This window comes from Kribbella deserti, assembly GCF_042434725.1.
Lineage (GTDB): Bacteria > Actinomycetota > Actinomycetes > Propionibacteriales > Kribbellaceae > Kribbella > Kribbella deserti.
Genome location: NZ_JBHLTC010000028.1, coordinates 146,405 through 170,992 on the forward strand (window position 1 = coordinate 146,405; position 24,588 = coordinate 170,992).

Consider the following 24,588-nt stretch of genomic DNA (forward strand, 5'->3'; position numbering starts at 1 on the left):
CAACGCGGGTGTCGCACTTGGAGGGGAAACGGATGTCGCAGCTTGTCACGGGGGAAGCGGTCGTCCTCCAGGTCCGGCTCGCCCGGATGCCCACCAGGTCACTCGCAACCGCCATCGACGTCTGCCTGCAACTGGTGACGCTCGGCCTGCTCCTGGCCGTGCTGCTGATCTGGCTGATCACCGGCACCAACCCGGCGCTGGCCGCCGCCACGATCTTCTTCGTCGTCTTGCTGGTCATGGTCGGCTACCCGACGCTGATGGAGACGCTGACCCGGGGCAAAACGCTCGGAAAGATGGCGCTCGGTCTGCGGGTGGTTCGCGATGACGGCAGCTCGATCCGGTTCCGGCAGGCCTTCGTCCGGTCCCTGATGTGGCTGTTCGTCGACTTCGCGCCCTGGTTCGGCTGCTGCCCGGGCATTGTCGCGAGCGTGATGAACAAACAGGGCAAGCGCTTCGGTGACATGGTGGCCGGCACCGTGGTGATCCGGGAGCGGCAGCAACCGATCCCGTCGCCGCCGCTGTTCGTACCGGGCCACCTGGTCGCCTGGGCGCAGTCGCTCGAGCTTTCCCGGCTCAGCGACGACCTCGCGAACACCTCCCGGGAGTTCCTCGCCCGCTACACCGAGCTGGAGCCGGTCGCGCGGGAGACGCTCGGCAACGCCCTGGCGTTCCGGGTCAGCGAGGTCACCGCACCGAATCCCCCGACGGCCATTTCGGCACCGGCCTTCCTGTCCGCCGTACTGGCCGAACGCCGTCGGCGCGACTTGATCCGGCTCGAGTCCCAGCGCCGGTTCTACGCTCAGCCGCCGAGCCCGTTCGGCCAGCGATCGGCGTACGGACCACCGCAGTAGTCTTGCGACTATGTCGCATCAGGAGAACGTCGATTGGCAAGCCTGGCTGACCCGTTGGGACGACCAGCAGGCCGGCTATCTGCCCGACCGCGAAGAGCAGTTCGCCACCATGCTGGACGTGGTCGAGCAGATCACGGGTCCACCCGCACGGCTGGTGGATCTCGCCTGCGGGCCGGGTTCGATCTCGGCCCGTTCGTTGCGGCGGTGGCCCGCGGCGAAGGTCGTCGGTGTCGACCTCGACCCGTTCCTGCTCGAGATCGCCCGCCAGACGGTGACGGGCGCGCGGTTCGAGGCGACGGACCTGCGCGAGAACGGCTGGGACGCCGTACTGGGTGACGGGCTGGTGGACGCCGTACTGTCCGCGACGGCCTTGCACTGGCTGGAGGCCGATCGACTGGGTGAGGTCGCGCGAGACCTGGCGAGGCGGATCAGGCCGGGCGGGGTGTTCCTCAACGCGGACACGATGCGGCTGGGGCCGACCGAGGTGCCGCGGCTGGACGCCGTCGCCGTACGGCTGCGCAACGAGATCTGGGAGAGCTCGCACGCCTCGGGTGTCGAGGACTGGGCCTCGTGGTGGGACGCGGCCCGGGCCGAACCAGCCTTTGCCGAACTGCTCGAGCGGCGCGAGGCCGCCTTCGGTCAGCGTCGCCAAGGGCGTGAGATCACCCTCCGGGACTCGGTGGAGGCCTTGCAGAAGGCGGGATTCGCCGAGGTCGCCGTACTCGGCCAGGTCGCCGACAAACACCTGCTCGCCGCCATCCGCTGAAACGCTGAGGCGCCCCGGCTCGGAGTGAACCGGGGCGCCTCAGCGTTGAATCAGCTTGCGGTAACTCAGTAGCGGTAAGCGTCCGACTTGTACGGGCCCTCGACCGGAATACCGAGGTACTCGGCCTGCTCCTTGCTGAGCTCGGTCAGCTTCACGCCGAGCGCGTCGAGGTGCAGCCGGGCGACCATCTCGTCCAGGTGCTTGGGCAGCACGTAGACGTCGGTCGGGTACTGCGCGGTCTTCGTGAACAGCTCGATCTGCGCCAGCACCTGGTTGGTGAACGAGTTCGACATCACGAACGACGGGTGGCCGGTCGCGTTGCCGAGGTTCAGCAGCCGGCCCTCGGACAGGATGATCACGGTGTGGCCGTCGGGGAAGCGGAACTCGTCCACCTGCGGCTTGATCGTGACCCGCTCCACGCCCTCGGTCTTGTACAGACCGGCCATGTCGATCTCGTTGTCGAAGTGACCGATGTTGCCGACGATGGCCTGGTGCTTCATCTGCGCCATGTGGTCGGCGGTGATGACGTCCTTGTTGCCGGTCGTGGTGATGAAGATGTCGGCGATGCCGACGACGTCCTCGATCGTGGTGACCTGGTAGCCGTCCATCGCGGCCTGCAGCGCGCAGATCGGGTCGATCTCGGTGACGATGACCCGGGCGCCCTGGCCGCGCAGCGACTCCGCACAGCCCTTACCGACGTCGCCGTAACCGCACACGACCGCGACCTTGCCACCGATCAGCACGTCGGTGGCGCGGTTGATGCCGTCGATCAGCGAGTGGCGGCAGCCGTACTTGTTGTCGAATTTCGACTTGGTGACCGAATCGTTGACGTTGATCGCCGGGAAGAGCAGCGCACCGGCCTTGTGCATCTCGTACAGCCGGTGCACGCCGGTAGTGGTCTCCTCGGTGACGCCGAGAATGTTGCGGCCGATGGTGGTCCAGCGCTGCGGATCCTCGGCCAGGGTGCGGGTCAGCACCGACAGCACGACGCCGTACTCCTCGGACTCCGCGGTCTTCGGGTCCGGTACGGCACCGGCCTTCTCGAACTCGGTGCCCTTGTGCACGAGCATGGTGGCGTCGCCGCCGTCGTCCAGGATCATGTTCGGGCCGTCACCACCGGGCCACACCAGCGCCTGCTCGGTGCACCACCAGTACTCCTCCAGCGTCTCGCCCTTCCAGGCGAAAACCGGCACACCCTTGGGCTCGTCCGCCGTACCGTCCGGGCCGACCACCACCGCCGCGGCGGCGTGGTCCTGGGTGGAGAAGATGTTGCAGGAGACCCAGCGCACCTCGGCCCCGAGGGCGGTCAGCGTCTCGATCAGCACGGCGGTCTGGATGGTCATGTGCAGCGAGCCCATGATCTTCGCGCCGGCCAGCGGCTTGCTCTCGCCGTACTGCGCGCGCATCGCCATCAGACCCGGCATCTCGTGCTCCGCGAGCCGGATCTCCTTGCGACCGAACTCGGCGAGGCCGAGGTCTGCCACCTTGTAGTCGAACGTCATCTGGTAACCGCTCCCTGAAGGATGTGGTGGGCTGTTCGGCTATGAGCCTAGAGGTGATCGGCCCCGCACTGGACGGCCGGGTTCGATTCCTGACAGGAAAATGTCAAGATAGCGAGATGCGGATCTCCGAGGCTGCCTCGAAACTCGGCACCACCCCGCGGATGTTGCGGTACCGCGAAGCGCTCGGCCTGTTGCCGGCGAGCCGCTCCACCGCCCAGCGCCGGTACGACGCCCGCGATCTCGCCGCGGTCCGGCTCGCCCTCGAACTCGAGCAGCGGTACGACGTCACGCCCGCCGCGCTGGCCTTCGCGCTACGAGTCCTGGCCGAGCCGTCGGTCGCGGCGGACCTGCGCAATCTCGGCTACCGCACGGGCCGGCTCAGCACCCCGCCCACGCCGTCGGACATCGACCGCGAACGCGCCCTGCACTGGCTCGGCCGCAGCGGCGTACTCCCCCCACCCCGCCAACGCCCCCGCTGACCGGCGGCCGCACCCACACATGCCACGAGTGGTCGCGTGTGCACGCGACCACTCGTGAGGTAAAGCGGTAGAGCTGGAGATCAGTGCGAAGGGGCGTCCGGGATGGCGGGACGTTCTTCGCGCTGGTAGCCGGGCACGTAGATGTCGGGCTCGACGTAGATGTGCACCGAGGTCGGCTCGGCCTCGCGGATCGCGCGCTCGACGGCGTTGATGGTGTCGGCGACGACCTTGGCGTCGGCGGTTTCGGCCACGGCGAGCTTCACCGCGACCAGCACCTCCTCCGGACCGACGTGCAGCGTCTTCAGGTGGATGATGCGGTCGACGCCGGTGATCGCCTCAATCGCACCGGCAATGCGGCGCTGCGCGTCCTTGGTGGCGGATTCACCGATCAGCAGCGACTTCATCTCGATCGCCAGGAAGACCGCGACCACGACCAGCAGCGCGCCGATCGCCATCGAGCCGAGGCCGTCGTAGATGCCGTTGCCGGTCGCCAGCGACAGCACGACACCGATCAGCGCGAGCACCAGACCGGTGAGGGCGGCGAAGTCCTCCAGCAGGATCACCGGCAGCTCGGGCGACCGGGCGTTGCGAATGAACTTGCCCCAGGTCGCGCCGTTGCGGACCTTGTTCGTCTCCACGATGGCCGTGCGGAACGAGAGCGTCTCCAAAATGATGGCCACCACGAGCACCGCGACCGGCACCCACTTCCACGCGGTGATCGACTCCGGGTGCGACACCTTGTGATAACCCTCGTACAACGCGAACAGACCACCGACGCTGAACAGCACGATGGCGACGATGAACGAGTAGACATAGCGTTCCCGGCCATAACCGAACTGGTGCAGTTCGGTCGCCTCGCGCTTGGCCCGCTTGCCACCGAGCAGCAGCAGCGCCTGGTTACCGGCGTCGGCGACCGAGTGGATCGACTCCGCCAGCATGGACGCGGATCCGGTCAGGGCCCAGGCCCCGAACTTGGTGATCGCGATTCCGGTGTTCGCCAGCAGTGCCGCGACGACCGCCTTGGTACCGCCACCAGCCATCTGAGAATTCCTCGACTTTCAGGGGAGAAGGAACTAGAAGTGTTCAGGTCACGGAGACCACGAAGGCCGTACCGGCCCCCCGTAACCTACAGGGTCCTTCGGGTCCTGCGACGAACGCCGACGAACCAGGGGCCAGGGGCAACGGCTCCGCGTCGGTACCGAGCTCGATCTGACCGTCCAGACAGGCCACGATTCGCGGGCCGACGGCATCGACCGTCACCTCGTCGCCGGTCAGATCGACCCGGCGCACGGTGAAGTACTCACACCCGGTCTGGTACGTCGTGACCGGGCCGCCGTCGGAGCTACCGCGCAGGACCGGATCCTCCAGCGGCGTGAAGTCGACAACCGAGACCAGCTCCGCCACATCGATGTGCTTGCGGGTCAGACCGCCGCGCAACACGTTGTCCGAGTTGGCCATCACCTCGAAGCCCGTTCCGGACAGGTAGGCGTGCACGTTGCCGGCCGGTAGGTAGACCGACTCGAACCGCGCCAGCCGGACCCGGTTCAGCAGCAGCGCCGCGAGCACGCCCGGGTCGTCCGGGAAGTCCTGCGCGAGCCGATCGAGCGACTCCACCTCCAGCTCGAAGGTGGTGCCGGCGTACTTGCTGCAGGCTTCGCCGAGGGCCAGGACGAGCGGGCGGATCGCGTCGCGGTCCATGCTCATCACCTCGGCGAAAACCTCGGCCAGGCGATTGTCGCGAAGCGCCGCGGCGAGAAAGTCCAGTGCCGGTACGGCGAGGGCCTCGATCAACGCGACGGTCTGCGCCGGCGGACGAAAACCCACCAGCGCGTCGAACGGGCCCAGCGCCACCAGGATCTCGGGCTTCGGCCAGGCGTCGCGGTAGTTCCGCTCGGGTGCGTCCCGCGGTACGCCGTCCGCGTCCTCCCGGGCGAACCCCTCCACCGCCTGCTCGGGCGACGGGTGGGCCTGGATCGACAACGGCTGCGCCGCGGCCAGGATCTTCGCCAGGAAAGGGAACCGGCGCTCGAACCGCTCGGCCACCTCCGGTCCCAGCACCGCGACGGGATCAGCCGTCACCGCGTCGTACAGCGAGCCACCGTCGGCCAGCACGGACGGCGCCGACTCATGCGCGCCCATCCACAGCTCGGCCTGCGGGCGCCCATCCGTTTCGACGCCCAGCAGCGACGGAATCGCCGTCGTGGAACCCCATGCGTAATCGCGCACGGAGTTCTGCAGCAGGCTCACCACGCAGGGTCCTCCGCCGGGTTGAGCGAACCGGTCGTGCCGGTACCGGGCATGCCGTAGCGGGCGAGACCGAGACCGAGGTAGGCAGCGCCGTACCGCCCGGACTGCATCAGGGCCGCGTAGCGCGCGACGTCCGAGCCGTTGTCCTGAGTGACCACCTGGACGCGCACGTCATGCCGCTCGGCCGTCTCCTCCAGCTGACGGCGAGTGGCCTTGACCAGGTCATCGCCCGCGCCGTCGTCGAGAATGACCAGGCCGGGGCGCAGGTTCTCCGGGGCCTCGTCGAACGGGTCAGCGAACAAGTCGCGCGGCGGCTGGTTCGCCAGCACGGGCAGCAGGTGACCCGCATCCGCGGCGAGAGCCGGACGACCCGATGCCAGCCGGAGCGCCTCGACGACCCGGCGGGCCGCACGGGCGGCGAGCACGGTGCCACCCCAGACCAGCGGCATCCGGTCGGCGAGCATCAACGCGAGGTCCTTGGCCGGGTTGACCGCGACATCGCGGTTCGGCGAGCAGGAGACGGCGACATCGTCCAGCGTCTTGGCGACGGCATCCGCCTCGACGGCAGGGCCCAGCTCGAGCTGGTGCAAGGCCTGCAGTACGGCGATGGCGGACGCGAGTTGATCGTCTGACTGCGAGGGCAGCCGGATGGCATGCCGCGAACCGGCCGAGGCCACCGCGATGGGCGACTCCTCCGGGCAGGCCACCATCAGGCCGCAGCCGCGCCGGACCGCCTCGGAGGCGGCGGAAACCGAACCGGAATCGGCCTTCATGCCGCCGAGCACGACGACGAGGTCGAGCGGTCCGGCCCAGCCGGGCAGACCGGGACCAGGCCAGGCCACGAACGGCACGGGACAAACCGGCTCCAGCACGGCCCGGACCAGTCGCGCGTCCCGGCCGGCGGCGACCACCGCGCGGGGGCGGAAGCCGTCGGAGTCGAGCATGGCCAGGGCCGCGGCCGAGGCGTCGATCTCGGCGCGGATGCGGGCACCGGCACTGGCGAGACGGCGCAGCAGGTCATCCGCCGCGGCCAGCGCGACGGGATCGTCCAGGCGGGTGTCGTCGAAGGCGGTCATCTGGTCGGTCGGGCCTCGTCGATCAGCAGTACCGGGATGTCGTCGCGGACCGGGTAGGCCAGCGCGCACTCCGAGTTCGTGCAGACGAGCTCACTGGCCGTCTCGTCGACCCGGAACTCCGAACGGCACTTCGGACAGACCAGGATGCTGAGCAGATCGGGATCCAGATTCACAGCCATCGGTTCTCCTTGTTGATTCCAGCGTTGAGCCCGCTCGCCGGCCAGGCAAGCCGGTCACCCGGTCGGTTCCGGCCCGCCGTTCAGGCCGGTCTGCGGATCACGGCGAGCACCTCGTCGCGCAGCGCCACCATCATCGCGACATCCGCGGCCTCGACGTTCAGCCGCAGCAACGGCTCGGTGTTGGAGGCCCGGACATTGAACCACCAGTCGCCACCGTCGATGGTGAGCCCGTCCAGGTGATCGACGGTGACACCCTCGCGGCCGCCGTACAACCGCTCGATCTCGGCGACCGCCGCGGCCTGGTCGGCGACCGTGGAGTTGATCTCCCCGGAGGCGACGTAGCGCTCGAACTCGCGGAACAGCTCGCTCGCGGGCTGGTCCTGCTCGCCGAGCGCGGCCAGCACGTGCAGCGCGGCGAGCATGCCGGTATCGGCACGCCAGAAGTCGCGGAAGTAGTAGTGCGCGGAATGCTCGCCGCCGAAGACCGCGTCCGTCTCGGCCATCAACTGCTTGATGTTCGAGTGGCCGACGCGGGCGCGGATCGGGCGGCCGCCGTGCTCCGCGATCAGCTCGGGCACCGCCTTGGAGGTGATCAGGTTGTGGATCACGGCCGAACCGGGGTGCTTGGCCAGCTCGCGAACGGCGACCAGCCCGGTGACGGCGCTCGGTGAGATGGGCGCACCCAACTCGTCGATGACAAAGCAGCGGTCCGCGTCGCCGTCGAAGGCGAGGCCCAGATCGGCACCGACCTCGACCACCTTCGCCTGCAGGTCGACCAGGTTCTTCGGGTCGAGCGGGTTGGCCTCGTGATTGGGAAAGCTGCCGTCCAGCTCGAAGTACATCGGCACGATCTCGATCGGCAGACCCGCGAAAACGGCAGGCACGGTGTGACCGCCCATGCCGTTGCCGGCGTCGACCGCCACCTGAAGCGGACGGCACTTGCTCAGGTCGACCAGGTCGTTGAGGTGATCCGCATACGCCGGGAGCAGGTTCTGCTTGGTGATCGAGCCAGTGATCGGGCGGGCGGGCGCGTCCTCCGCGAGGGCCTTGGCGACCAGGTCGGCGATATCCCGCAGGCCCGACTCGGCGCCGACCGGAGCGGCACCCGCGCGGCACAGCTTGATGCCGTTGTACTGCGCGGGGTTGTGGCTGGCGGTGAACATCGCGCCGGGCAGTCCGAGCCGCCCGGAGGCGAAGTACAGCTGGTCGGTGGAGGCCAGGCCGATCAGGATCACGTCGGCTCCGGTAGCGGCCACGCCCTCGGCGAACGCCTGCGCGAGAGCCGGGCTGGACGGGCGCATGTCGTAGCCGACCACCACGGCGCCGCCGTTGGCCAGCACGTCGAGAACCTCGACGAACGCCGTCCCGGTGGCCCGCGCGACCGACTCGTCCAGCTGGTCCGGAACCACCCCGCGAACGTCGTACGCCTTGAAGATCGCAGCTACGTCAACCATGCGGGGACCCTATCCTGGCCGACCGACAAGACCGCCCATAGCTCCGTCAACCGGGTCGAATACCGGTTCAATTCCTGGCTCGATTTACTGGCTCGACCACTGGCGGCCAGCTTAGTCGGGTGGTTCAGTCCGGCGCCGCGGACGTGCCGGGGTCCTGCAGCATGCGCAGGTGCTTGCGGCGGGCGACCTCGACCGGCGCGCCCGGCAGATCGCGGCCCGGATCGCGCGGCGGTGCCGGCCGGGCTGCCTCCCGCACAGCGTCGGCCAACGCCTCGAGATCGTCATGCGACGGACCGGCCGCGGCGGGATCCGGAGCCAGCCGGATCACCTCCCAGCCGTTCGGCGCGGTCAACCGGTCGGCGTGGTCCGCACACAGGTCGTAGCAGTGCGGCTCCGCATACGTCGCCAGCGGACCCAGCACGCAGGTCTGGTCGGCATAGACATAGGTGAGCGTCGACACGGCCGGACGATGGCAGGCGGCGCGCGAACAAATCCTGGCGATGCTCACGAGGTGACGCTACTCCCACTAGGCTTCGGACGTGACCGAGGCTCGCCGTCATCGCAGGCACATCGACCGCCACGGCCGTGGCATGCTCGGACCGCTCAGCCGTCCGAGCACCTTCGCGCCGCGCGGTCTGCCCTTGCAACGCTCCGCCGCGGCCCAGTTCGACGAGGTGGTCGCGATCGAGGTCACCCGGCTGGAAAAGCGTTTGCCGCAAGTCGTCACCCGGGTCGAGTTCGCCATCGAGGACGTCCCGAACCTGGAAGGCCACGAGGGCGAGATCCCCCTCACCCACTCCAGCGGCGGAACCTCCCACGAACCCTACCGAATCGTCGTCTACCGCCGCCCCATCGAACTAAGAGCCGAACGCTCCGGCAGCGGCCTAACCTGGCTCGTCCGCTCAGCACTAGTTCTAGAACTAGCCGACGTCCTAGCCCTCTCCCCCGAACAAATAGACCCCGACTTCGACCCCGACGACGACTAACCCCCACCGCGCGGTCCACCACACGTGGCGATCAGCCCTTAATGCCGGCACCACTGCCCGGCGGCGATTGGGCGCAATACAGAACCATGTCGTACGACGACCCGATTGCTGTTGTCGCGACGATTCGGCGCATCTTGCGCCCTAACCGCCCAAAGCCAAACCGTCAGATGACGACACCACCCAGCCCGGACCAAGGGCGCAAGATGCGCCCAATCGTCGCCGGCCAGTGACACCACTTTCACCGATTGCTCGCCCATCATGGCCGGAGCGGTCCCATGCTCGGCCCGGGGTCGCTGGCCGGTGGCGCCACTTTCACCGGTTGATCGACCTTCGTGGCCGGAGCGGTCCCGCGCTCGAACCGGGGAACCCGCCAGTGCCGCCGCCTTCGATGGGGGCGGTTTCGGGCTGGGTTAGCGAAGGGCGGATTGGACGTTGGGGGCGGCGCCTAGTTGGGCTCGGAAGACCAGGGAGGTGGCTAGGGTCCAGGCGGTTACTTTGCTGACGGGTGGAATGGTTTTCAGCGGCGGCGCGAGGGCTACGCCGGCTACCAGGTCGCCCTTGCGGGGGGTGACGGTGAGGTAGCTCGACCTGGTGAGGGGTTTGAGGGCGACCATGCTCGTCGCGCCTTCGGCGATGTCGAGTTCGCGGGTCTGGACCACCGTGCCCGCACTGTCGCGGACCTCCACCAACACCGCGCCACCCTTGTCCGGCGCGGTCAGCATCAGCAAGAGTGGCTCCGGATGCGCCGGCAGCGCCAGATACGCCGGCCCGGTCAGCGGCAACGCCGAGGCCGTGGCCGCGAAGTCCGTCTGCTTCGCGTCAATCATCCGGGCGGAAGCCGCCAGCGGCTGGTCGGAGGTGATCGACACGCCGCCACCGTCGCCCTTCAAGGCGTCGTCGAGGCGGACCACCCGGGTGGCTTTCGCCGGAATGTCCAGGGTTTCCTTACGCGCGGGCTTGAAGCGCCCGTTCGGCCCGTGCAGCGTCAGCGTTGCGGTGGCCTGCACGTCACCGGGGTTGATCACCGTCAGCACGCGCAGACCCTTGCCCGGCGCGATGGCCGGTACGACGACCTGCTTGGTCGGCGTACCAGCGGCGGGAATCCAGTCGACGCCCGCCGGCCCGGTCTTGCCCTGCGCGTTGTCGCGGAACGTCGCGGCGACCCGGCCCGCGCCGACCTGCACGTGCAGCGCGAGATCCCGCGAGTTCGGCAGCACCGTACTCAGGTAGACGTCCGTGCTGTCCCGGGCCGGTACGACAACACCCTTGGCCTCCGGGACCTCCACCTCGCCCTCGGCACCATGCACGTAGACGTCGACGCTGGCTGGTTCCTCGTCGAGATTCGTGAGCGTCAGCACGCCGCGACGGCCCGCCTGCGAGCTGACCCCGACGAACCAGAAGTCCGACGTGGGCGCGACACACGGCGAGCTGGCCAGGCCACGGTTGGCGCCTTCGTCCGCGCGAGCGGTCACGGTGGCGGCAGCGCCCGCGGCGAGCGGCCCGTTCGCCCGTACCGAGACGATCTCACCGTTGTCCGTGCGCTTGAGTTCGCCGAGCTGGCCCCGTTCGCGAACGCTGGTGTAGACCCGGCCGGAGTCCGGGTCCAGGTCCGACAGGGTGAGCGCGGTCTGCTTGCCGGCGGGCATCGGCGTACCGTCCGGCAGCAACGGTGAGACGGCCGTGACCACCGATTGCACCTTGCCGCCGGGTCCGAGCACGGGGCAGGCGACGGTCGCACGGCTGACGACGGCCTTGCCGTTCAGCGCGGCGCCACCGGTGCCGGTCTTCGCCGCGGGCGGTCCGGCCACGAAGCCGAGCAGCGCGACCACCACCAAGATGACGGCGCAAAGGCCGACGCGGAGACGGGGATCGGTCAGCAGGCGGTTCACGCGACCCTCCTCGCATGGGTTCCGGCGACGGTACGCCGGGCGGTCGGCAGGCAGAACACCAGGGTGAGCAGCCAGCCGACGATGCCGAGGATGCGCCAGATCCCGTGCGTCACCTCGCGCATCGGGCTCTTGCCGTCGGCACGCACCTCGACCGCCCAGGCCGCGGCGCCGTCGTTCGCGCTGGAACGGTTGAGGCCGGGCACCGAGTCGATGGTCGAGACCAGCACCGGATCCAGCGGCGGCACCAGGTACACGTAGTCGATGTCGAGCGCGGCAAGTCGCTCCGCCTCGTCACCGGCGCCACCGCCACCCAGCGCGGCCAGCACCTCGGTGATCGACTGGCTCTGCGCCGCGGGTGCCTCGGCCTCGACGGCGCCCATACGCGGGCCACCATTCCGTACCAAGGTGAACTCGATTCCCTGGTCAGGCTGCTTACTGGCCACGACGATCGATCTGTTCAGCGGAGGCTCTTGCGCCGACACCAGGTACGCCGGAAGGTCCTGAGCGGGTTCACGCCGTAGCGGCCCATCATCCCCTCTGACGACCCACCAACCGGCCGAGACGACAGTAGTGAGCAATACGACGGCCAGCACGCCTCGCGTGATCATGTCGGCCGAACGTCCAACCGAATCCCAGGTGACCGTGATGACGCCGATCCACCCCGCGGTCATCAGCAGCATCAGCGGGCCAGTACCGCCACCTAGGCGGCTCGAGGCCAACGTGCCGACCAGACCGGTCACTGCGATGGCCCAGCCGAGTAGTTCGAACTTGCTACGCGATCCCCGCAACATGCTCAGCAAGGCGACCACTACGAGCGGAATACCAACAACCCACGGCACGGGCGCACCCTCGGGGATACCCGTCAGGAGACGGCCAATGCTGTCCCCAGGCCCAATAGCGGCCGTAGGTGCTCCACCCGCCTCCTGCCCGATCCGGGACGGGTGCAGCACAAGCTCGATGGTCCACGGCAGAACGAGCAGCAGGCCCAGCACCGACGAGAACAACAACTGGCGGCTCTGACGGGACCAGCCACGTGCAAGCAGTCCACCGGCCGCAGCGCCTACAGCCGCCAGCAGGCCCAACGAAGGCGTGAACGCGACCAGCACGGCAATGCAGCCACCGGCGAACCAAGCCGCCCGCCAACTGCCTTGCAGGGCTACGCGCCGTCGACGGGTCACGGTGTGAATGGCCATCGCCAACAGCGGCAGCACAACCGCCGCGACGCAAGTACCAAGGCGGCCCTGCGAAACGGCGCCGCCAACAAAAACCGACAGGCCGTACGCCGTGGCGCCCCAGGCCCGGGCCATCCGGTCGAGCACGATCTTGCGCAGGAACGACCAAGCGGTCAGGGCGGCGAGCGGTACGGCGCCGAGCACCATCAGATCCGTCGCCAGCGAAGGATTGCCGAGCGCCACGAACACCCAGGCCGAGAACTGCCCGAGCCAGGCCGGCGGGGTCACGCCGGGCGGAGCCGTCGCGGCCGCGTGCCACAGATCGCCGAGGCTGTCGTGCGGTGGCGGCATCACGTCGGAGCGCAGTACGCCGGAGCCCATCACACTGCGCGCGGCGAGCAGCGAACCGACAAAGAGCGCTATCCAGCCGACCAGGAACGGCCGGCGGATCAGCTGACGACGCCAGCGCGGCTGGTCCACCGCGACCCGGGACGTACTGCGGGCCCGGCGGGCGGTGGTGACGACCTGTTCCTCGGGTTCGTCCGCCCAGGCATCGCGCAGCCGCTCGGTGATCGCGCTGCCGGTGTCCTCCAGGCTGTGCCGGATCGCCGTCACGGACCGGGCGAACAGATGTTTCACGCCCTCGTGTGGTTGCTTGTTCAGCCGGCGCCGGTCCTTGCGGGCCTTCGTCCAGCCGCCGGCCAGCAACGTACCGAGCAGCGCGGTCCACTCGTCGACGGCACCCGAAGGCGTTTTGCCGATGACGAACCAGGCCGAGCGGAAGACGGTGCCGAACAGGAATCGCAAGATCAGCAGCGGCAGCAACTTGCCCGGCGCGTTGGCCAGCACGGTGTAGTAGGCGTGCGCGCGGTCCAGCTGGTACGCATGCCGCCGGGTGCCCGCGAGCGGGCGCTCACCGGCCGCGGCGGCCTGCGCGTGGTACACGACCGACTCCGGCGCAACGGCCACCCGGACGCCGGCCTTGGCCGCGCGCCAGCCGAAGTCGATGTCGTCGCGGAACATCGGCAGGCGCGGGTCGAACCCGGCCAGGCCTTCCCAGACCTCGCGGCTGACCAGCATGCCGGCCGAGCTGACCGCGAGTACGTCGCGCATCGTGTCGTGCTGGCCCTGGTCCAGCTCGCCCGGCTCGATCCCGGTATCGCGGCGGCCACCCAGTGAGGTGGTGACGCCGACCTCGAGCAGTTCGCGATCGCGCGGCCACATCCGCAGCTTCGGGCCCCAGATCCCGATCGCGGGATTGATCGTGGCCGCGAGCAACAGCCGTTCCAGCGCCTTCGGAGCGGGCGCGCAGTCGTCGTGCAGCAGCCAGAGCCACTCCCGGACCGGGGTGTTCTCGTCGCTGCCGTACGGCCCGGCGGCCGACGGGATCGCGGCGAAGCCGACCGCGTCGAGACCACGGGCCACGGCGGTGCCGAATCCCGTCCGCGCGGACAGGCCGACCACCGGCTCGACGCCGGGAAGATTTGCGAGTAGTTCAGCGGTCTCGTCGGTCGACCCGGTATCAACCGCGATCAGGCGGTCCGGGCGTCGCTCGAGCGCCCAGAGGGCCTCGTTCAGCCGCGGCAGCCAGGCGGCGCCGTCATGGCCGACCACGATCGCGGTGACGACATGACGAACGGGCGCGCGACCCAGTGGATCGTCAGTGCCGTCGGCGGGAAAGTCGACCGAGTCGAAAAAATCCCAACCGGCCTGTGCTTCGGTTTCCATGCGGTGTAGTTGCACCTCGACGAAGTGGTGGGCCCTGCCGCCGTCCCAAGCCTGGCCGGGGCGCGGACTACCCTACGCGACTTCTGAGGTTGTGCCAGCGGGTGAATCGAACGGGCGGGCCGACGGCGGCGGGTGGCAGGGCACCAGCACGCCGAACGCCGGCCGGGCTCAGGCGGAGCCCGTCATCCCGAAAGCTGGGCCGTTAGACGGCCCGCTTCTTCAACTTGCGGCGTTCCCGTTCCGACAAACCACCCCAGATACCGAAGCGTTCATCGTTCTGTAACGCGTATTCGAGGCATTCGCCCCGGACGTCACAACCGAGGCACACCTTCTTGGCCTCGCGGGTGGATCCGCCCTTCTCCGGAAAGAAAGCCTCTGGGTCGGTCTGAGCGCACAACGCTCTTTCCTGCCAGTTGAGTTCCTCTTCGATCGCCTCACCGTCGACAATCGCCATCAGCTCTGTCACGGTACGACCTCCTCGACCCTGTTCGTTCCCCTGTGCATGTGGGTTTGCGGTCCCACATGCCTGACCTCGTCCGTCCTGCGCTCTGCAACGGTCCCCGATACCGAGTGTCCTAACGAACGACACGACTGAAATTACATTCCTGCAATCCAGCAAAGTCAAGCCGTGGTCTGCTAGTGGCGACTTCCGCAACACGGCTGCAAAGCAAACAGAGGCCCGCCGGGCGATCCCGGCGGGCCTCAAACGCTCAATTGAACGAGCGGGTCACTGCGAGGGCTGAGACCACCAACCCTGCTGGTCACCGCCAGGTTGGCCACTCTGACCACCGGGCTGCTGCTCGGCCGGCTTGTCCTCTACCGGCGGCTGAATGCGGGTCTCGTCGTCGGCCTCGGTGTCGGCAGAACCTTCTGCCGGCGTCGCCGAGGTTTCGGGCGTGCCAGCGGCCGCGCCGCTCTCCCACGACTGCTCCGGCTGCTGCCAACCCTGCTGGCTCCAGCCCTGCTGACCACCCTGCTGGGCCGCCGGCTGCTGCGGCCACTCCTGGCCGTACTGCTGCTGGCCGGCTTCCTGGCCCCACTGCTGGCCGCTCTCTTGCGAAGGCCACTGCTGGTTCTGTTCGGCGCTGTACTGCGCCTGCTGTCCCCACTGCTGCTGGTTGGCGTCCTGACCCCACTGAGAGGCCTCGGCGGCCGGAGCCGCGTCACCCTGCTCGGTGGCCTCGGACTGGCCCCAGGCGGGCTGCTGCTCGCTCTGGCCCCAGGCCTGGCCTTCGGACTGCTGGCCGGCGGCGTAACCCGCCGCGCCGGCTACACCAGCTGCACCGGCCGCACCCGCGGCAGCGCCGTACGCGCCGTACTGGCTGCCGGCCTGGTCACCCTGGCCGTACTGCCCCTGGGCGCCGTACTGACCCTGCTGGCCCTGGGCGCCGTACTGCGCGCCCGTGTCGCCGTACTGGCCCTGACCGGCCGGAGCGCCCTGGGCGCCGTACTGCTGGCCGGCGCCGTACTGCTGGTCGCCGTAGCCACCGCCCTGGGCAGCGCCGTACTGGCCCTGACCGGCGAACTGGCCGTGCTGGCCGGGCTTCGGCGCACGAACCGGCGCGGGCAACGCGTTGAAGGTGTTGTAGACGAACAGCGCCACCGGCACGTAGAGCGCGATGCCACCGAGCGAGTAGAGGAACCCGACGATCTTGCCGCCGGCCTCGGCAGAACCCGAGAACCCGGCCACGACGGTGATCAGAGCCAGCAGCGCGAGCACACCCGTCAGGATCAGCGCGACCAGCGTGATGGTGCGGGCGTTGGGAGTCCGCTCCCCGGCCTCCGTCACCAGGTAGACGGCGCCGCCCAGCGCGGCGAGCAGCACCAGCGCGGACAGGCCCGGCGGTACCACGGCCGAGGAGGTGACCGAGGCCGCCATGGCGAAGGTGTCCCCTAGGAACAGCCGGATCAGCGATGCCAGCGCGACTAGGCCGGCAAAGGCTAGAAGTGAATACGCGACCGGCTCTCTGAGCTTCTTGGTTGCGTCGGTGACCACGAGGGCTCCTCGGAAGATGTTGGGGCCAAAGACTGGTCCGGAGCCTTCGGCGGACGGGCGCGACTTCCCCGGACCCACCGCAGCATAGTCCCGCGACGGTCCGTTGCTTTGGCGACTCGTGCACACTGCTGCCATGCGATTGACAGTCCTGGCCGGTGGCGTCGGCGGCGCGACGTTCCTTCGTGGCCTGCTGGCGGCCCGTCCCGACGCCGATATCACCGTGATCGGCAACACCGCCGACGACATCACCTTGTTCGGGCTGCGGGTCTGCCCGGACCTCGACACCGTCATGTACACCCTCGGCAACGGCATCTCGGTCGAGCGCGGCTGGGGCCGCGAGGACGAGACCTGGGTGGTGAAGGAGGAACTCGCGGCGTACGGCGTGCAGCCGACCTGGTTCGGCCTCGGCGACCGGGACATCGCCACGCACCTGGTCCGCACCCAGATGCTCGACGCCGGTTACGGCCTGAGCGCCGTGACCGAGGCTCTCTGCGCCCGCTGGCAGTTGCCCGTCCGGCTGTTGCCGATGAGCGATCAGCGGATCGAGACACACGTGGTCGTCGACGATCCGGAGAACCCGGGCGCCCGCAAGGCGATCCACTTCCAGGAGTACTGGGTCCGGCTGCACGCCGAGGTCCCGGCGCACGAGATCGTGGTCGTCGGCCAGGAACAGGCCAAGCCCGGTCCCGGCGTACTCGAGGCCATCGCCGACTGCGACGTGCTGCTGCTGCCGCCGTCCAACCCGGTCGTCTCGATCGGCACCATTCTCGGCGTGCCGGGGATTCGCGACGCGGTCCGGGCCACCAAGGCGCCGGTTGTCGGCGTCTCCCCGATCATCGGCACCGGCCCGGTCCGGGGGATGGCCGACAAGGTGCTCGCGGCGATCGGCGTGAAGTCGACCGCCGCCGCGGTCGGCCTGCACCACGGCTCGCGAACCACCGGCGGCGTTCTGGACGGCTGGCTGATCGACACCTCCGACGCGGACCAGCTGTACGAGATCAACGGTGCCGGTATCGCCGGTCACGCCGTACCGCTGTGGATGAACGACGTGCCGACCACCGCCGCGATCGCGACGGCCGCCCTCGACCTGGCGGAGCGGCTGCGTCGATGAGGGAACGCCTCGAGATCGTCCCGGTCACCGGCCTGCCGGAAGTGGCTCCCGGCACTGATCTGGCCGGCTTGATCGGGGCCGCGGTCGCCCTGTCCGACGGCGACGTCCTGTCCGTCACCTCGAAGATCGTCAGCAAGGCCGAAGACCGCATTCTCACCGGTACGACGCGCGCCGAGGCGGTTGACGCCGAACTCGTCCGGGTCGTCGCCCAGCGCGGTGACACCCGGATCGTGCAGACCCGGCACGGCCTGGTGATGGCCGCCGCCGGGACGGACACGTCGAACACCGCCCCCGGCACCGTGCTGTTGCTGCCGCTCGATCCGGACGCATCCGCCCGGGCCATTCGCGACGGCCTGCACGAGCGGTACGGCGTCAACGTGGGCGTCGTGGTCACCGACACGCTCGGCCGGCCGTGGCGCAGCGGCCAGATCGACCTGGCCATCGGTGCCGCCGGGGTGACCGTGCTCGAGGACCTGCGCGGCAGCACGGACAGCCACGGCAACACCCTCGCGGTCACGTTGCCGGCCCTGGCCGACGAAATCGCGGCCGCGAGCGATCTGGTCAAAGGCAAGGCCGGCGGTATTCCCGTCGCGGTACTGCGTGGCCTCGCGGACGTCGTACTGCCCGCGGGTGAGCACGGTCCCGGCGCCCGCGCCCTCGTTCGCGACGCCGAGTCGGACCTGTTCAGCCTGGGCACGCGGGAATCCGCCCTGGCCGCGGTGTTCGACCGGGTACCGCCGAAGGGCCCGCGCGAGCTCGAACCGGCCCTGTGGCGGCGGCTGCTGCGGGACGCCGACGGCCTGCACATCGAGGTCGGCGGCGGTACGGCGAACGTGTTCGGCGCCGACCCGGTGGCGGTCGGCCAGCTGGCCGAGCGATTCGCGATCCTGCTGCACGCGGAGGGCTACGGCGTGAGTGTGCGCACGGGTCCGGGCAGTGAGGCAACGGTCACGTTCGGCTCACGGTGAGCCGAACTTTCTTGTGCCGTGTGTCCGAGGTTGCTTGAGTGATTGCGGTGGTCAGTGCCGTGAGGTGCGTCCTGGGCGCCGCAAGCGCCAAGGAACCTCGGACACACGGCACACTAGGCAACCTCTCAGATTGCCTGCGTACACTTCATCCGCACGGCGGCAGCGGACCGCCCCTGAGCCGGGAAGACCAACACTGTGGGTAAGACGCAGAAGTCACGTCGCGAGCTGATCGAGAAGATGCAGCGCGACCAGGCGCGGTCCGACAAGCGCCGTACCTGGATTATCGTCGGGGTCTCGATCATCGTGGGCCTCGGCATCATCGCTTTCCCGGCGGTCAAGCTGATCCAGGATTCGAAGACCCGGAACCAGGCCATTCCCGATATCGGCGTCAAGGCGTCCGCCGCGTCGTGCGACGCGATCATCGACGACCCGGCCAGTGGTCTGCAGGACCACAAGCCCGACGGCACCAAGATCACCTACTCGGTGTCGCCGCCGTCGTCCGGCCCGCACTACCAGAACTGGGCCCCCTTCGGTAAGACGTTCTACGCCGACTCCGACCGCCCCGCGATCGAGAACCTCGTGCACAACCTGGAGCACGGCTACACGATCCTCTGGTACAACGAGGCCGTCGCCAAGGACTCCAAGAAGCTGGAAGTGATCGAGCGCATCGCGAAGGCGAAGCTGCCCGACAGCGCCCGCGGCAAGTTCATCGCGGCGCCCTTCAAGTCCACCGACGGCGCCGCCTGGCCCGCCGGCAAGAACATCGCCTTCTCGCACTGGAGCGGCGGCGACGCCAAGACCGCCAAGGGCCACCGCCAGTTCTGCGCGGAGCCCAGCGGCGAGGCTCTCGCCCAGTTCATGGACAAGTACCCGGCCACCGACGCCCAAGAGCCCAACGGCGGCTGACCCTTTTCCACCAAAGCGCCGCGCCTTCAGCACCGAAGGCGCGGCGCTTTGCGTTCTGGCAGGTGGTACGGCGGAAGCGTTTCCGTCCGGCTGGTGGATGGAGGTTTGCCCTGACCTGGCCGAGGTGCGAAGACTGCGGGTATGAACGATCAAAAGACTTTGCGGGTCGGCGTGATCGGCCTCGGCTTCGCGGGACAGGCCGCGATGGAAGGATTTGCCGCCGTGCCCGGGGTCTCCCTGGACGCGGTGGCCGGGCTGGAGAAGGAACGACTCGAAGAACTCGGCGAGCGGTTCGGGATCGAGCGGCGCTACGAGCGCTGGGAGGACCTGATCGCGTCCGGCCTCGACGCCGTCAGTATCGCCACCCCGACGCATCTACACGCGCCGATCGCCATCAAGGCGCTGGAAGCGGGCCTGCACGTGCTGTGCGAGAAGCCGCTCGCGCGCTCGGTGGCCGAGGGCGAGGCGATGGTCGCGGCCGCGGAGCAGGCCGGCCGGGTGCTGAAGGTGGTGTTCAATCACCGCGAGCGTGGCGACGTGGCCGTGCTAAAGCAGCAGATCGACGTGGGCCAGCTCGGCCGGATCTACTACGCGAAGGCGCACTGGATGCGCCGCAACGGCATTCCCGGTCTGGGCGGCTGGTTCACCAGCCGGGAGCTGGCCGGCGGCGGCCCGCTGATCGACCTCGGCGTGCACATCCTCGATCTGGCGCTCTACCTGCTCGGTGAGCCGCTGGTCGAGACCGCGAGCGCCTCGACGTTCGCCGAACTCGGGCCGCGCGGCCTGGGCGGTTCGGCGTACGGCACGCAGCCGCTCGGATCGGCGTTCGAGGTGGAGGATCTCGCCACGGCGTACCTGCGGCTCGAAGGTGGTGGCGCGCTGCAGCTGGAGACTAGCTGGGCCACGTTCCGGGCGCCGGGCGACAACTTCGGCATCGAGCTGTACGGCACCGAAGGTGGTGCCCGGATCGAGGTCCAGGACTACCGTCACGGGGACACGTTGCGGATCTTCACCGACGTCGGCGGCGTACCGGCCGAGGTCCGTCCCGCCGTGGGCAAGGGCGAGGGCCATCGTGCCGTCGTGCGGGAATTCGTCGAGATCGTCCGCGGTGGCGACTGGGCCGAGCACAACGGCGGGGCGGGCCTGCGCCGTACCAGGGTGATCGAGGCCTGCTACCGCTCCGCCCTCCAGCACCGAGAGGTCACCGTCAATGCCTGAACCGATTCGCGTCACCGTCTGGGGCGAGAACGTGCACGAGCACCGCGACCAGAGCGTGAAGGAGATCTATCCCGAGACCATGCACGAGACGATCGCGGCCGGGCTGCGCGCGTCCCTCGGCACGCAGGTGGAGGTCCGGACCGCCTGGCTGCAGCAGCCGGAGAACGGGCTGACCGAGGAGGTACTCGCCAATACCGACGTGCTCACCTGGTGGGGGCACGCCGCGCACGGGGACGTCGCGGACGAGGTGGCCGAGCGGGTGCAGCGTGCGGTGCAGTCCGGCATGGGCCTGCTGGCGCTGCATTCGGCGCACTTCTCGAAGGTGTTCATCAAGCTGATGGGGACGACGTGCTCGCTGGACTGGCGCAGCGACGGAACCGATCGCGAGCTGGTCTGGACGGTCTCGCCGGGCCATCCGATCGCCGCCGGAGTGCCGCATCCGCTGCTGCTCGAGCGCGAGGAGATGTACGGCGAGCTGTTCGACATCCCGCAGCCGGATGAGCTGGTGTTCATCAGCTCGTTCAGCGGCGGCGAGGTCTTCCGGTCGGGCTGCGCCTACCGGCGTGGCCGTGGCCGGGTGTTCTACTTCCGCCCGGGCGACCAGGAGTACCCGACGTACCACCATGACGGCGTCAAGCAGATCATCGCGAACGCGGTGAAGTGGCTGGCGCCCGACTCACCCCGAGCCCTGCCGGAGGTCCATCACCGGGCCGAACGGGAGTGGTTCACCCCCTGACGCCGTCCCTGCCACTCCGGCCGGGCGGGCCGGAGTGGCGGGGCCGGTCAGGTGTACTTGGTGGGATGCGTCGTCTGGACGTGCGCCACCAGGTCCTTGACGCGTTCGCCGTCCACCAGCGGGCAGACCATCGTGACGTCGCGGGTGTGCACGATGATGTGCTCGCGCAGTCCGACCGTCGCGATCAGGTGATCCGGATCGTCGGTGACGATCACGTTGTCGTCGGAATCCAGTAAGCAGACCAGGGTGTTCTCGTCCCGACGGTTGCCTCGGGCATCTACCTGGTAGGTGCCGGCCAGCGCCGCCCACGAACCGACGTCGAGCCACTTCACATTCATCGGTACGACGACCACGTCGGCGTCCACCTTGCCCTGCGACACCGGCTCCATCACCGCGAAGTCGACGCTGATCTTCTGCAACTGGGGATAGACCTCGGCCAGTACGGCGTCCCGCTCGGCGCTGTCCCAGACCCCGGCCACCCGGCGCAGTTCCGCGGCCGATGCCGGCAGCAGCTCGTCGAGCACGCTCAGCAGGGTCTCGGCCCGCCAGACGAACATGCCCGAGTTCCACCAGAACCGCCCGGTCGCCAGGTACTCCTCGGCGGTCGCCCGGTCCGGCTTCTCCCGGAACCGGTCCACCACGAACGCCGGGCTGGCTTCGATCGGCTCACCGCGTTCGACGTACCCGAGGCCGGTGTGCGGATGCGTCGGCTCGATGCCGAAGGTGGCCAGCGATCGCGGCCGGGTCTCGACCAGGTCGAAGGCCGCCGAGATCGCGGCGCGGAACTCCTCTTCCGGCGTGATCAGGTGGTCCGAGGTGACGATCGCGAGGGTGGCGTCCGGATCGTCGCGGCCGACGACGGCCGAGGCGAGGCCGACGGCGTTCGCGGTGTCGCGGCCGGTGGGCTCGCCGATCAGATTGCCCTCGGGAAGTTCCGGGATCTGCGCCCGCACCTGCTCGGCATGTGCTGCCGCCGTACAGACGTAGATGCGCGAAGGATCAACGAGACCCTCCAGCCGGTTGTACGCCACCCGGAGCAGCGACAAGCCGCCCGCCAGGGGTAGCACCTGCTTGGGCTTGTCGACCCGGGACAACGGCCACAACCGCGTACCCGAACCACCGGCCAGGATCACCACGTTTCGCATGACGAGCCAGCCTAGCGGCTCCCAGCACCTCCCCCAGCCAGGAACCACCCCGCGCCTCGAACCGTTGGCCAGTAGTCCGTGGAGGTACGAATGCACTGGACGCTCTGGGCCGTGGGCGGCCTGATCGGGCTGTTCCTGCTCGACCGGTTACTGCTGTGGGTAGAGCGCAAGGGCTGGCTCTACTACCGCAAGCGCCGTCCGGAGCGTGGAGCGCACGGAGTCGGCTTGGCGTTCCTCGAGATGTACCAGGGCTATGACGACAACCGCCGGATCGCAAACGAGCAACGCGTCAAGGACGCCACGATCCGCCGTACGACACCTCCAGCGCCTCCCACCGAGCCAGGGTCACCGACGAAGTGAGCGGGCCATCGCGACGAACAGGGCCGCAAGGAGGCACCCGGCCGCGATGACGGCGAAACCCGCTCGCGGCCCGGCGACGTCCACTACCGGGCCGATCAGCAACAACCCGACTGGACCGGCTGCCAGCGCCACGGAGGTGTAGCTGCCGATTACGCGGCCGCGGAGGCGTTCAGGCGTTCGCGACTGCATGATCACCGCGACCACCGGGTTGATCGGACCCGACGCGATACCCGTGACGAAGGCCAGCACCGCCATCACCGGAACACCTGGCAAGAACGCGAACGCCGCCAGCCCGATCGCCGTGGCCGCGACGGACCCGATCAGTACGGGCCGCTCGCGCAGGCGATGACCCAGTACGCCGTACGTGATGGCGCCGAGCAGGCCGCCCGCGGCGAAGCAGGCCAGGATCAACCCGTACCCGGTGGGGCGGCCGATGTCCTGCAGGTGCGAGTTCAGCACAACGGACTCGAACGGCGCGACGAATCCCACAATGATCGTGGCGGTCAACGCGACCGTGCGCAGCCCTGGTTCGCGCAGGACAAAGCGGAGGCCCTCCAGGACCGAGCGCAGGTAGGGCTCGCGATGCGGAGGTGGCGAGAGATGCGCCGGCACGGTCAAGGCGGTCACCAACGCCGACAGCCCGAACATCGCGACGGTGATCCAGAGCGCGCCGAATCCGCCGAGCACCACCAGCAATACGCCGCCGAGGCCCGGGCCCAGCAGTAGACCCACGCTCTCGGCCGCCTCGCCCCACGCGTTCACCCGCGGCAACGGCGTACCAGTTGCGCGAGCCACGTCCGGCCGGAGCGTCTCGCGGGCGGCAGTACCCGGGCCGTCGAACACCGCGCCAACTGCGACGAGCACGAAGATGCCCCACAACGGCAGGCCGAACGCCCCGTCCAGCAAGGCCAACGCGGCGACGGCCAGCGCGCTGAGCAGGTCCGCCACGATGGCGCAGAAGCGGCGGCCGAGGCGATCGATCAGCGCGCCACCGAACAACGCCGACAAGGCGATCGGCGCGATCGCGGCGGCTCCGGCCAGGCCCGCGAAGGTGGCACTGCCGGTACGTGCCAGCACCACCCACGGCACGGTCACGCCGACGATCGCGTTACCCGTCATCGACAAAGTCGTTGCCGTGAGCAACCCCGCCAGCGGCTTGTGCCGACGGATGGGTTGCACCTGCGTGGCCATCAGCGCGCGCCGGTCCCGGTGAGGAACGTGTCCAGGGTGAGCTCGGTCGCGTCCAGCGGCGCGATCCGGCCCGCGGCGATGCCCTCCCAGGCCAGATACGTCAGCGCGTAAACGCTCTGCACCTGCCACCACACGGTCTGGTCCGACCGCAACACCCCTGCCTTCTGGGCGAATCCGCAGAAGGTCTCGACGGGCGCGTCCAACCGGGCCAGCCGCTCCTCCAGGTCCTTCTCCTTGTCGAGCGACGGCTGCCGCACCAGCAAGGCGATCCGCGGCCCGAGGGGAATCAGCACATCCACCAACTTTCGCAAGGCCGCCCGAAGCTCGGCCGGCGTCGAGCCCTCGTCGATCGCGACCAGCCCGGACGCGTCGATGGCCTCCGCGCATTGGTCGAGCGAGTCGTGCGCCAGCGCCACCAGCAGATCGTGGCGAGTCGGGAAGCGGTGATGCAGCGTCGTCCGGCCGACTCCCGCCGCAGCGGCGACGTCAGCCAGCGACGCGGTCGGATCCGCCAGCAACACCTCGGCCGCGATCGCCAGGATGCTGCGCGGATCTCGCCCGGTGGACCGCTTGGGTTGAACACTCATGTTCAGAAGCATACATTGATGTTCAGTACGGACGTCAAATG

At 69.1% G+C, this 24,588-nt stretch carries 24 protein-coding genes; 10 read left to right on the top strand and 14 right to left on the bottom strand.

Features of this window, described 5'->3' with window-relative positions; all coding sequences use genetic code 11:
- Positions 1-32: 32 nt before the first annotated feature.
- Positions 33-851, top strand: coding sequence for an RDD family protein (locus tag ACFFGN_RS21430; protein ID WP_380050523.1), 819 nt, complete (start codon positions 33-35; stop codon positions 849-851).
- A 10-nt stretch (positions 852-861) separates the two neighbouring features.
- Positions 862-1,617, top strand: coding sequence for a class I SAM-dependent methyltransferase (locus ACFFGN_RS21435; protein ID WP_380050525.1), 756 nt, complete (start codon positions 862-864; stop codon positions 1,615-1,617).
- Between the two features lie 65 nt (positions 1,618-1,682).
- On the opposite strand, the gene ahcY is transcribed toward ACFFGN_RS21435, so the two are convergent.
- A complete protein-coding gene (ahcY, locus tag ACFFGN_RS21440) occupies positions 1,683-3,119 on the bottom strand; it encodes an adenosylhomocysteinase (RefSeq protein ID WP_380050527.1) in 1,437 nt (478 codons plus the stop codon).
- Positions 3,120-3,235: 116 nt separating this feature from the next.
- Between ahcY and ACFFGN_RS21445 the strand changes: the two genes are divergently transcribed.
- On the top strand, positions 3,236-3,598 hold the full coding sequence (locus tag ACFFGN_RS21445; RefSeq protein WP_380050529.1) for a MerR family transcriptional regulator: 363 nt from the start codon (positions 3,236-3,238) through the stop codon (positions 3,596-3,598).
- An 80-nt stretch (positions 3,599-3,678) separates the two neighbouring features.
- On the opposite strand, the gene ACFFGN_RS21450 is transcribed toward ACFFGN_RS21445, so the two are convergent.
- From ACFFGN_RS21450 to ACFFGN_RS21475, 6 genes are all read right to left on the bottom strand, one after another.
- Positions 3,679-4,638, bottom strand: a complete 960-nt coding sequence (locus tag ACFFGN_RS21450) for a cation diffusion facilitator family transporter (RefSeq protein WP_380050531.1) — start codon at positions 4,636-4,638, stop codon at positions 3,679-3,681.
- 43 nt (positions 4,639-4,681) lie between these two features.
- On the bottom strand, positions 4,682-5,845 hold the full coding sequence (gene manA / locus ACFFGN_RS21455; RefSeq protein WP_380050533.1) for a mannose-6-phosphate isomerase, class I: 1,164 nt from the start codon (positions 5,843-5,845) through the stop codon (positions 4,682-4,684).
- Positions 5,842-6,921: an SIS domain-containing protein gene (locus ACFFGN_RS21460; protein ID WP_380050535.1), complete on the bottom strand. Its 1,080-nt coding sequence runs from the start codon at positions 6,919-6,921 to the stop codon at positions 5,842-5,844. The genes manA and ACFFGN_RS21460 overlap by 4 nt, the downstream gene beginning before the upstream one ends.
- Entirely contained in the window at positions 6,918-7,100 is a 183-nt protein-coding gene (locus ACFFGN_RS21465; RefSeq protein WP_380050537.1) for a Trm112 family protein, read from the bottom strand. The genes ACFFGN_RS21460 and ACFFGN_RS21465 overlap by 4 nt, the downstream gene beginning before the upstream one ends.
- 80 nt (positions 7,101-7,180) lie before the next feature.
- Entirely contained in the window at positions 7,181-8,554 is a 1,374-nt protein-coding gene (locus ACFFGN_RS21470; protein ID WP_380050539.1) for a phosphomannomutase/phosphoglucomutase, read from the bottom strand.
- A 124-nt stretch (positions 8,555-8,678) separates the two neighbouring features.
- Positions 8,679-9,062, bottom strand: coding sequence for a DUF3499 domain-containing protein (locus ACFFGN_RS21475; protein ID WP_380050541.1), 384 nt, complete (start codon positions 9,060-9,062; stop codon positions 8,679-8,681).
- Positions 9,063-9,093: 31 nt separating this feature from the next.
- Between ACFFGN_RS21475 and ACFFGN_RS21480 the strand changes: the two genes are divergently transcribed.
- A complete protein-coding gene (locus ACFFGN_RS21480; RefSeq protein ID WP_380050543.1) occupies positions 9,094-9,540 on the top strand; it encodes a metallopeptidase family protein in 447 nt (148 codons plus the stop codon).
- A gap of 410 nt (positions 9,541-9,950) precedes the next feature.
- Here ACFFGN_RS21480 and ACFFGN_RS21485 read toward each other — a convergent pair whose 3' ends face one another.
- From ACFFGN_RS21485 to ACFFGN_RS21500, 4 genes are all read right to left on the bottom strand, one after another.
- The gene (locus tag ACFFGN_RS21485; protein WP_380050545.1) at positions 9,951-11,429 is read right to left on the bottom strand and encodes a DUF5719 family protein; all 1,479 of its coding nucleotides are present in this window, start codon (positions 11,427-11,429) and stop codon (positions 9,951-9,953) included.
- Positions 11,426-14,329, bottom strand: coding sequence for a glycosyltransferase (locus ACFFGN_RS21490; protein ID WP_380050547.1), 2,904 nt, complete (start codon positions 14,327-14,329; stop codon positions 11,426-11,428). Before ACFFGN_RS21490 ends, ACFFGN_RS21485 begins: the two co-directional genes overlap by 4 nt.
- 202 nt (positions 14,330-14,531) lie before the next feature.
- Positions 14,532-14,783 carry a WhiB family transcriptional regulator gene (locus ACFFGN_RS21495; protein ID WP_380050681.1) on the bottom strand — a complete coding sequence of 84 codons (252 nt, stop codon included), beginning with the start codon at positions 14,781-14,783 and terminating at the stop codon, positions 14,532-14,534.
- A 273-nt stretch (positions 14,784-15,056) separates the two neighbouring features.
- On the bottom strand, positions 15,057-16,325 hold the full coding sequence (locus ACFFGN_RS21500; RefSeq protein ID WP_380050549.1) for a cation:proton antiporter: 1,269 nt from the start codon (positions 16,323-16,325) through the stop codon (positions 15,057-15,059).
- Between the two features lie 133 nt (positions 16,326-16,458).
- Between ACFFGN_RS21500 and cofD the strand changes: the two genes are divergently transcribed.
- The 5 genes from cofD (at position 16,459) to ACFFGN_RS21525 (ending at position 21,264) form a co-directional block, all read left to right on the top strand.
- A complete protein-coding gene (cofD, locus tag ACFFGN_RS21505; RefSeq protein ID WP_380050551.1) occupies positions 16,459-17,436 on the top strand; it encodes a 2-phospho-L-lactate transferase in 978 nt (325 codons plus the stop codon).
- Complete coding sequence (locus tag ACFFGN_RS21510; RefSeq protein ID WP_380050553.1) at positions 17,433-18,404, top strand: coenzyme F420-0:L-glutamate ligase; 972 nt, start codon at positions 17,433-17,435, stop codon at positions 18,402-18,404. Before cofD ends, ACFFGN_RS21510 begins: the two co-directional genes overlap by 4 nt.
- Positions 18,405-18,599: 195 nt before the next feature.
- The gene (locus ACFFGN_RS21515; protein WP_380050555.1) at positions 18,600-19,310 is read left to right on the top strand and encodes a thioredoxin-like domain-containing protein; all 711 of its coding nucleotides are present in this window, start codon (positions 18,600-18,602) and stop codon (positions 19,308-19,310) included.
- Between the two features lie 141 nt (positions 19,311-19,451).
- The gene (locus ACFFGN_RS21520; protein WP_380050557.1) at positions 19,452-20,528 is read left to right on the top strand and encodes a Gfo/Idh/MocA family protein; all 1,077 of its coding nucleotides are present in this window, start codon (positions 19,452-19,454) and stop codon (positions 20,526-20,528) included.
- Positions 20,521-21,264 (top strand): ThuA domain-containing protein, encoded by a 744-nt coding sequence (locus tag ACFFGN_RS21525; RefSeq protein WP_380050559.1) that lies wholly within the window; start codon positions 20,521-20,523, stop codon positions 21,262-21,264. Before ACFFGN_RS21520 ends, ACFFGN_RS21525 begins: the two co-directional genes overlap by 8 nt.
- 47 nt (positions 21,265-21,311) lie before the next feature.
- On the opposite strand, the gene ACFFGN_RS21530 is transcribed toward ACFFGN_RS21525, so the two are convergent.
- Positions 21,312-22,409, bottom strand: coding sequence for a mannose-1-phosphate guanylyltransferase (locus ACFFGN_RS21530; RefSeq protein WP_380050561.1), 1,098 nt, complete (start codon positions 22,407-22,409; stop codon positions 21,312-21,314).
- Positions 22,410-22,499: 90 nt separating this feature from the next.
- Here ACFFGN_RS21530 and ACFFGN_RS21535 point away from each other — a divergent pair, with 90 nt between their 5' ends.
- On the top strand, positions 22,500-22,769 hold the full coding sequence (locus ACFFGN_RS21535; protein ID WP_380050563.1) for a hypothetical protein: 270 nt from the start codon (positions 22,500-22,502) through the stop codon (positions 22,767-22,769).
- On the opposite strand, the gene ACFFGN_RS21540 is transcribed toward ACFFGN_RS21535, so the two are convergent.
- Both ACFFGN_RS21540 and ACFFGN_RS21545 read right to left on the bottom strand, forming a co-directional pair.
- A complete protein-coding gene (locus ACFFGN_RS21540; RefSeq protein ID WP_380050565.1) occupies positions 22,755-23,960 on the bottom strand; it encodes an MFS transporter in 1,206 nt (401 codons plus the stop codon). The two genes, ACFFGN_RS21535 and ACFFGN_RS21540, sit on opposite strands and share 15 nt — an antisense overlap.
- Positions 23,960-24,547, bottom strand: coding sequence for a TetR family transcriptional regulator (locus tag ACFFGN_RS21545; protein ID WP_380050567.1), 588 nt, complete (start codon positions 24,545-24,547; stop codon positions 23,960-23,962). The genes ACFFGN_RS21540 and ACFFGN_RS21545 overlap by 1 nt, the downstream gene beginning before the upstream one ends.
- Positions 24,548-24,588 lie beyond the last annotated feature (41 nt).

Bases quoted from the DNA above. Each gene is read 5' to 3' on its own strand.
- ACFFGN_RS21520 (WP_380050557.1), top strand. From the start codon at position 19,452: ATGAACGATCAAAAGACTTTGCGGGTCGGCGTGATCGGCCTCGGCTTC.
- ACFFGN_RS21540 (WP_380050565.1), bottom strand. From the start codon at position 23,960: ATGGCCACGCAGGTGCAACCCATCCGTCGGCACAAGCCGCTGGCGGGG.
- ACFFGN_RS21430 (WP_380050523.1), top strand. From the start codon at position 33: ATGTCGCAGCTTGTCACGGGGGAAGCGGTCGTCCTCCAGGTCCGGCTC.
- ACFFGN_RS21445 (WP_380050529.1), top strand. From the start codon at position 3,236: ATGCGGATCTCCGAGGCTGCCTCGAAACTCGGCACCACCCCGCGGATG.
- ACFFGN_RS21525 (WP_380050559.1), top strand. From the start codon at position 20,521: ATGCCTGAACCGATTCGCGTCACCGTCTGGGGCGAGAACGTGCACGAG.
- ACFFGN_RS21465 (WP_380050537.1), bottom strand. From the start codon at position 7,100: ATGGCTGTGAATCTGGATCCCGATCTGCTCAGCATCCTGGTCTGTCCG.
- ACFFGN_RS21495 (WP_380050681.1), bottom strand. From the start codon at position 14,783: ATGGCGATTGTCGACGGTGAGGCGATCGAAGAGGAACTCAACTGGCAG.
- ACFFGN_RS21510 (WP_380050553.1), top strand. From the start codon at position 17,433: ATGAGGGAACGCCTCGAGATCGTCCCGGTCACCGGCCTGCCGGAAGTG.
- ACFFGN_RS21490 (WP_380050547.1), bottom strand. From the start codon at position 14,329: ATGGAAACCGAAGCACAGGCCGGTTGGGATTTTTTCGACTCGGTCGAC.
- cofD (WP_380050551.1), top strand. From the start codon at position 16,459: ATGCGATTGACAGTCCTGGCCGGTGGCGTCGGCGGCGCGACGTTCCTT.
- ahcY (WP_380050527.1), bottom strand. From the start codon at position 3,119: ATGACGTTCGACTACAAGGTGGCAGACCTCGGCCTCGCCGAGTTCGGT.
- ACFFGN_RS21435 (WP_380050525.1), top strand. From the start codon at position 862: ATGTCGCATCAGGAGAACGTCGATTGGCAAGCCTGGCTGACCCGTTGG.
- ACFFGN_RS21545 (WP_380050567.1), bottom strand. From the start codon at position 24,547: ATGAGTGTTCAACCCAAGCGGTCCACCGGGCGAGATCCGCGCAGCATC.
- ACFFGN_RS21470 (WP_380050539.1), bottom strand. From the start codon at position 8,554: ATGGTTGACGTAGCTGCGATCTTCAAGGCGTACGACGTTCGCGGGGTG.
- ACFFGN_RS21450 (WP_380050531.1), bottom strand. From the start codon at position 4,638: ATGGCTGGTGGCGGTACCAAGGCGGTCGTCGCGGCACTGCTGGCGAAC.
- ACFFGN_RS21535 (WP_380050563.1), top strand. From the start codon at position 22,500: ATGCACTGGACGCTCTGGGCCGTGGGCGGCCTGATCGGGCTGTTCCTG.
- ACFFGN_RS21460 (WP_380050535.1), bottom strand. From the start codon at position 6,921: ATGACCGCCTTCGACGACACCCGCCTGGACGATCCCGTCGCGCTGGCC.
- ACFFGN_RS21530 (WP_380050561.1), bottom strand. From the start codon at position 22,409: ATGCGAAACGTGGTGATCCTGGCCGGTGGTTCGGGTACGCGGTTGTGG.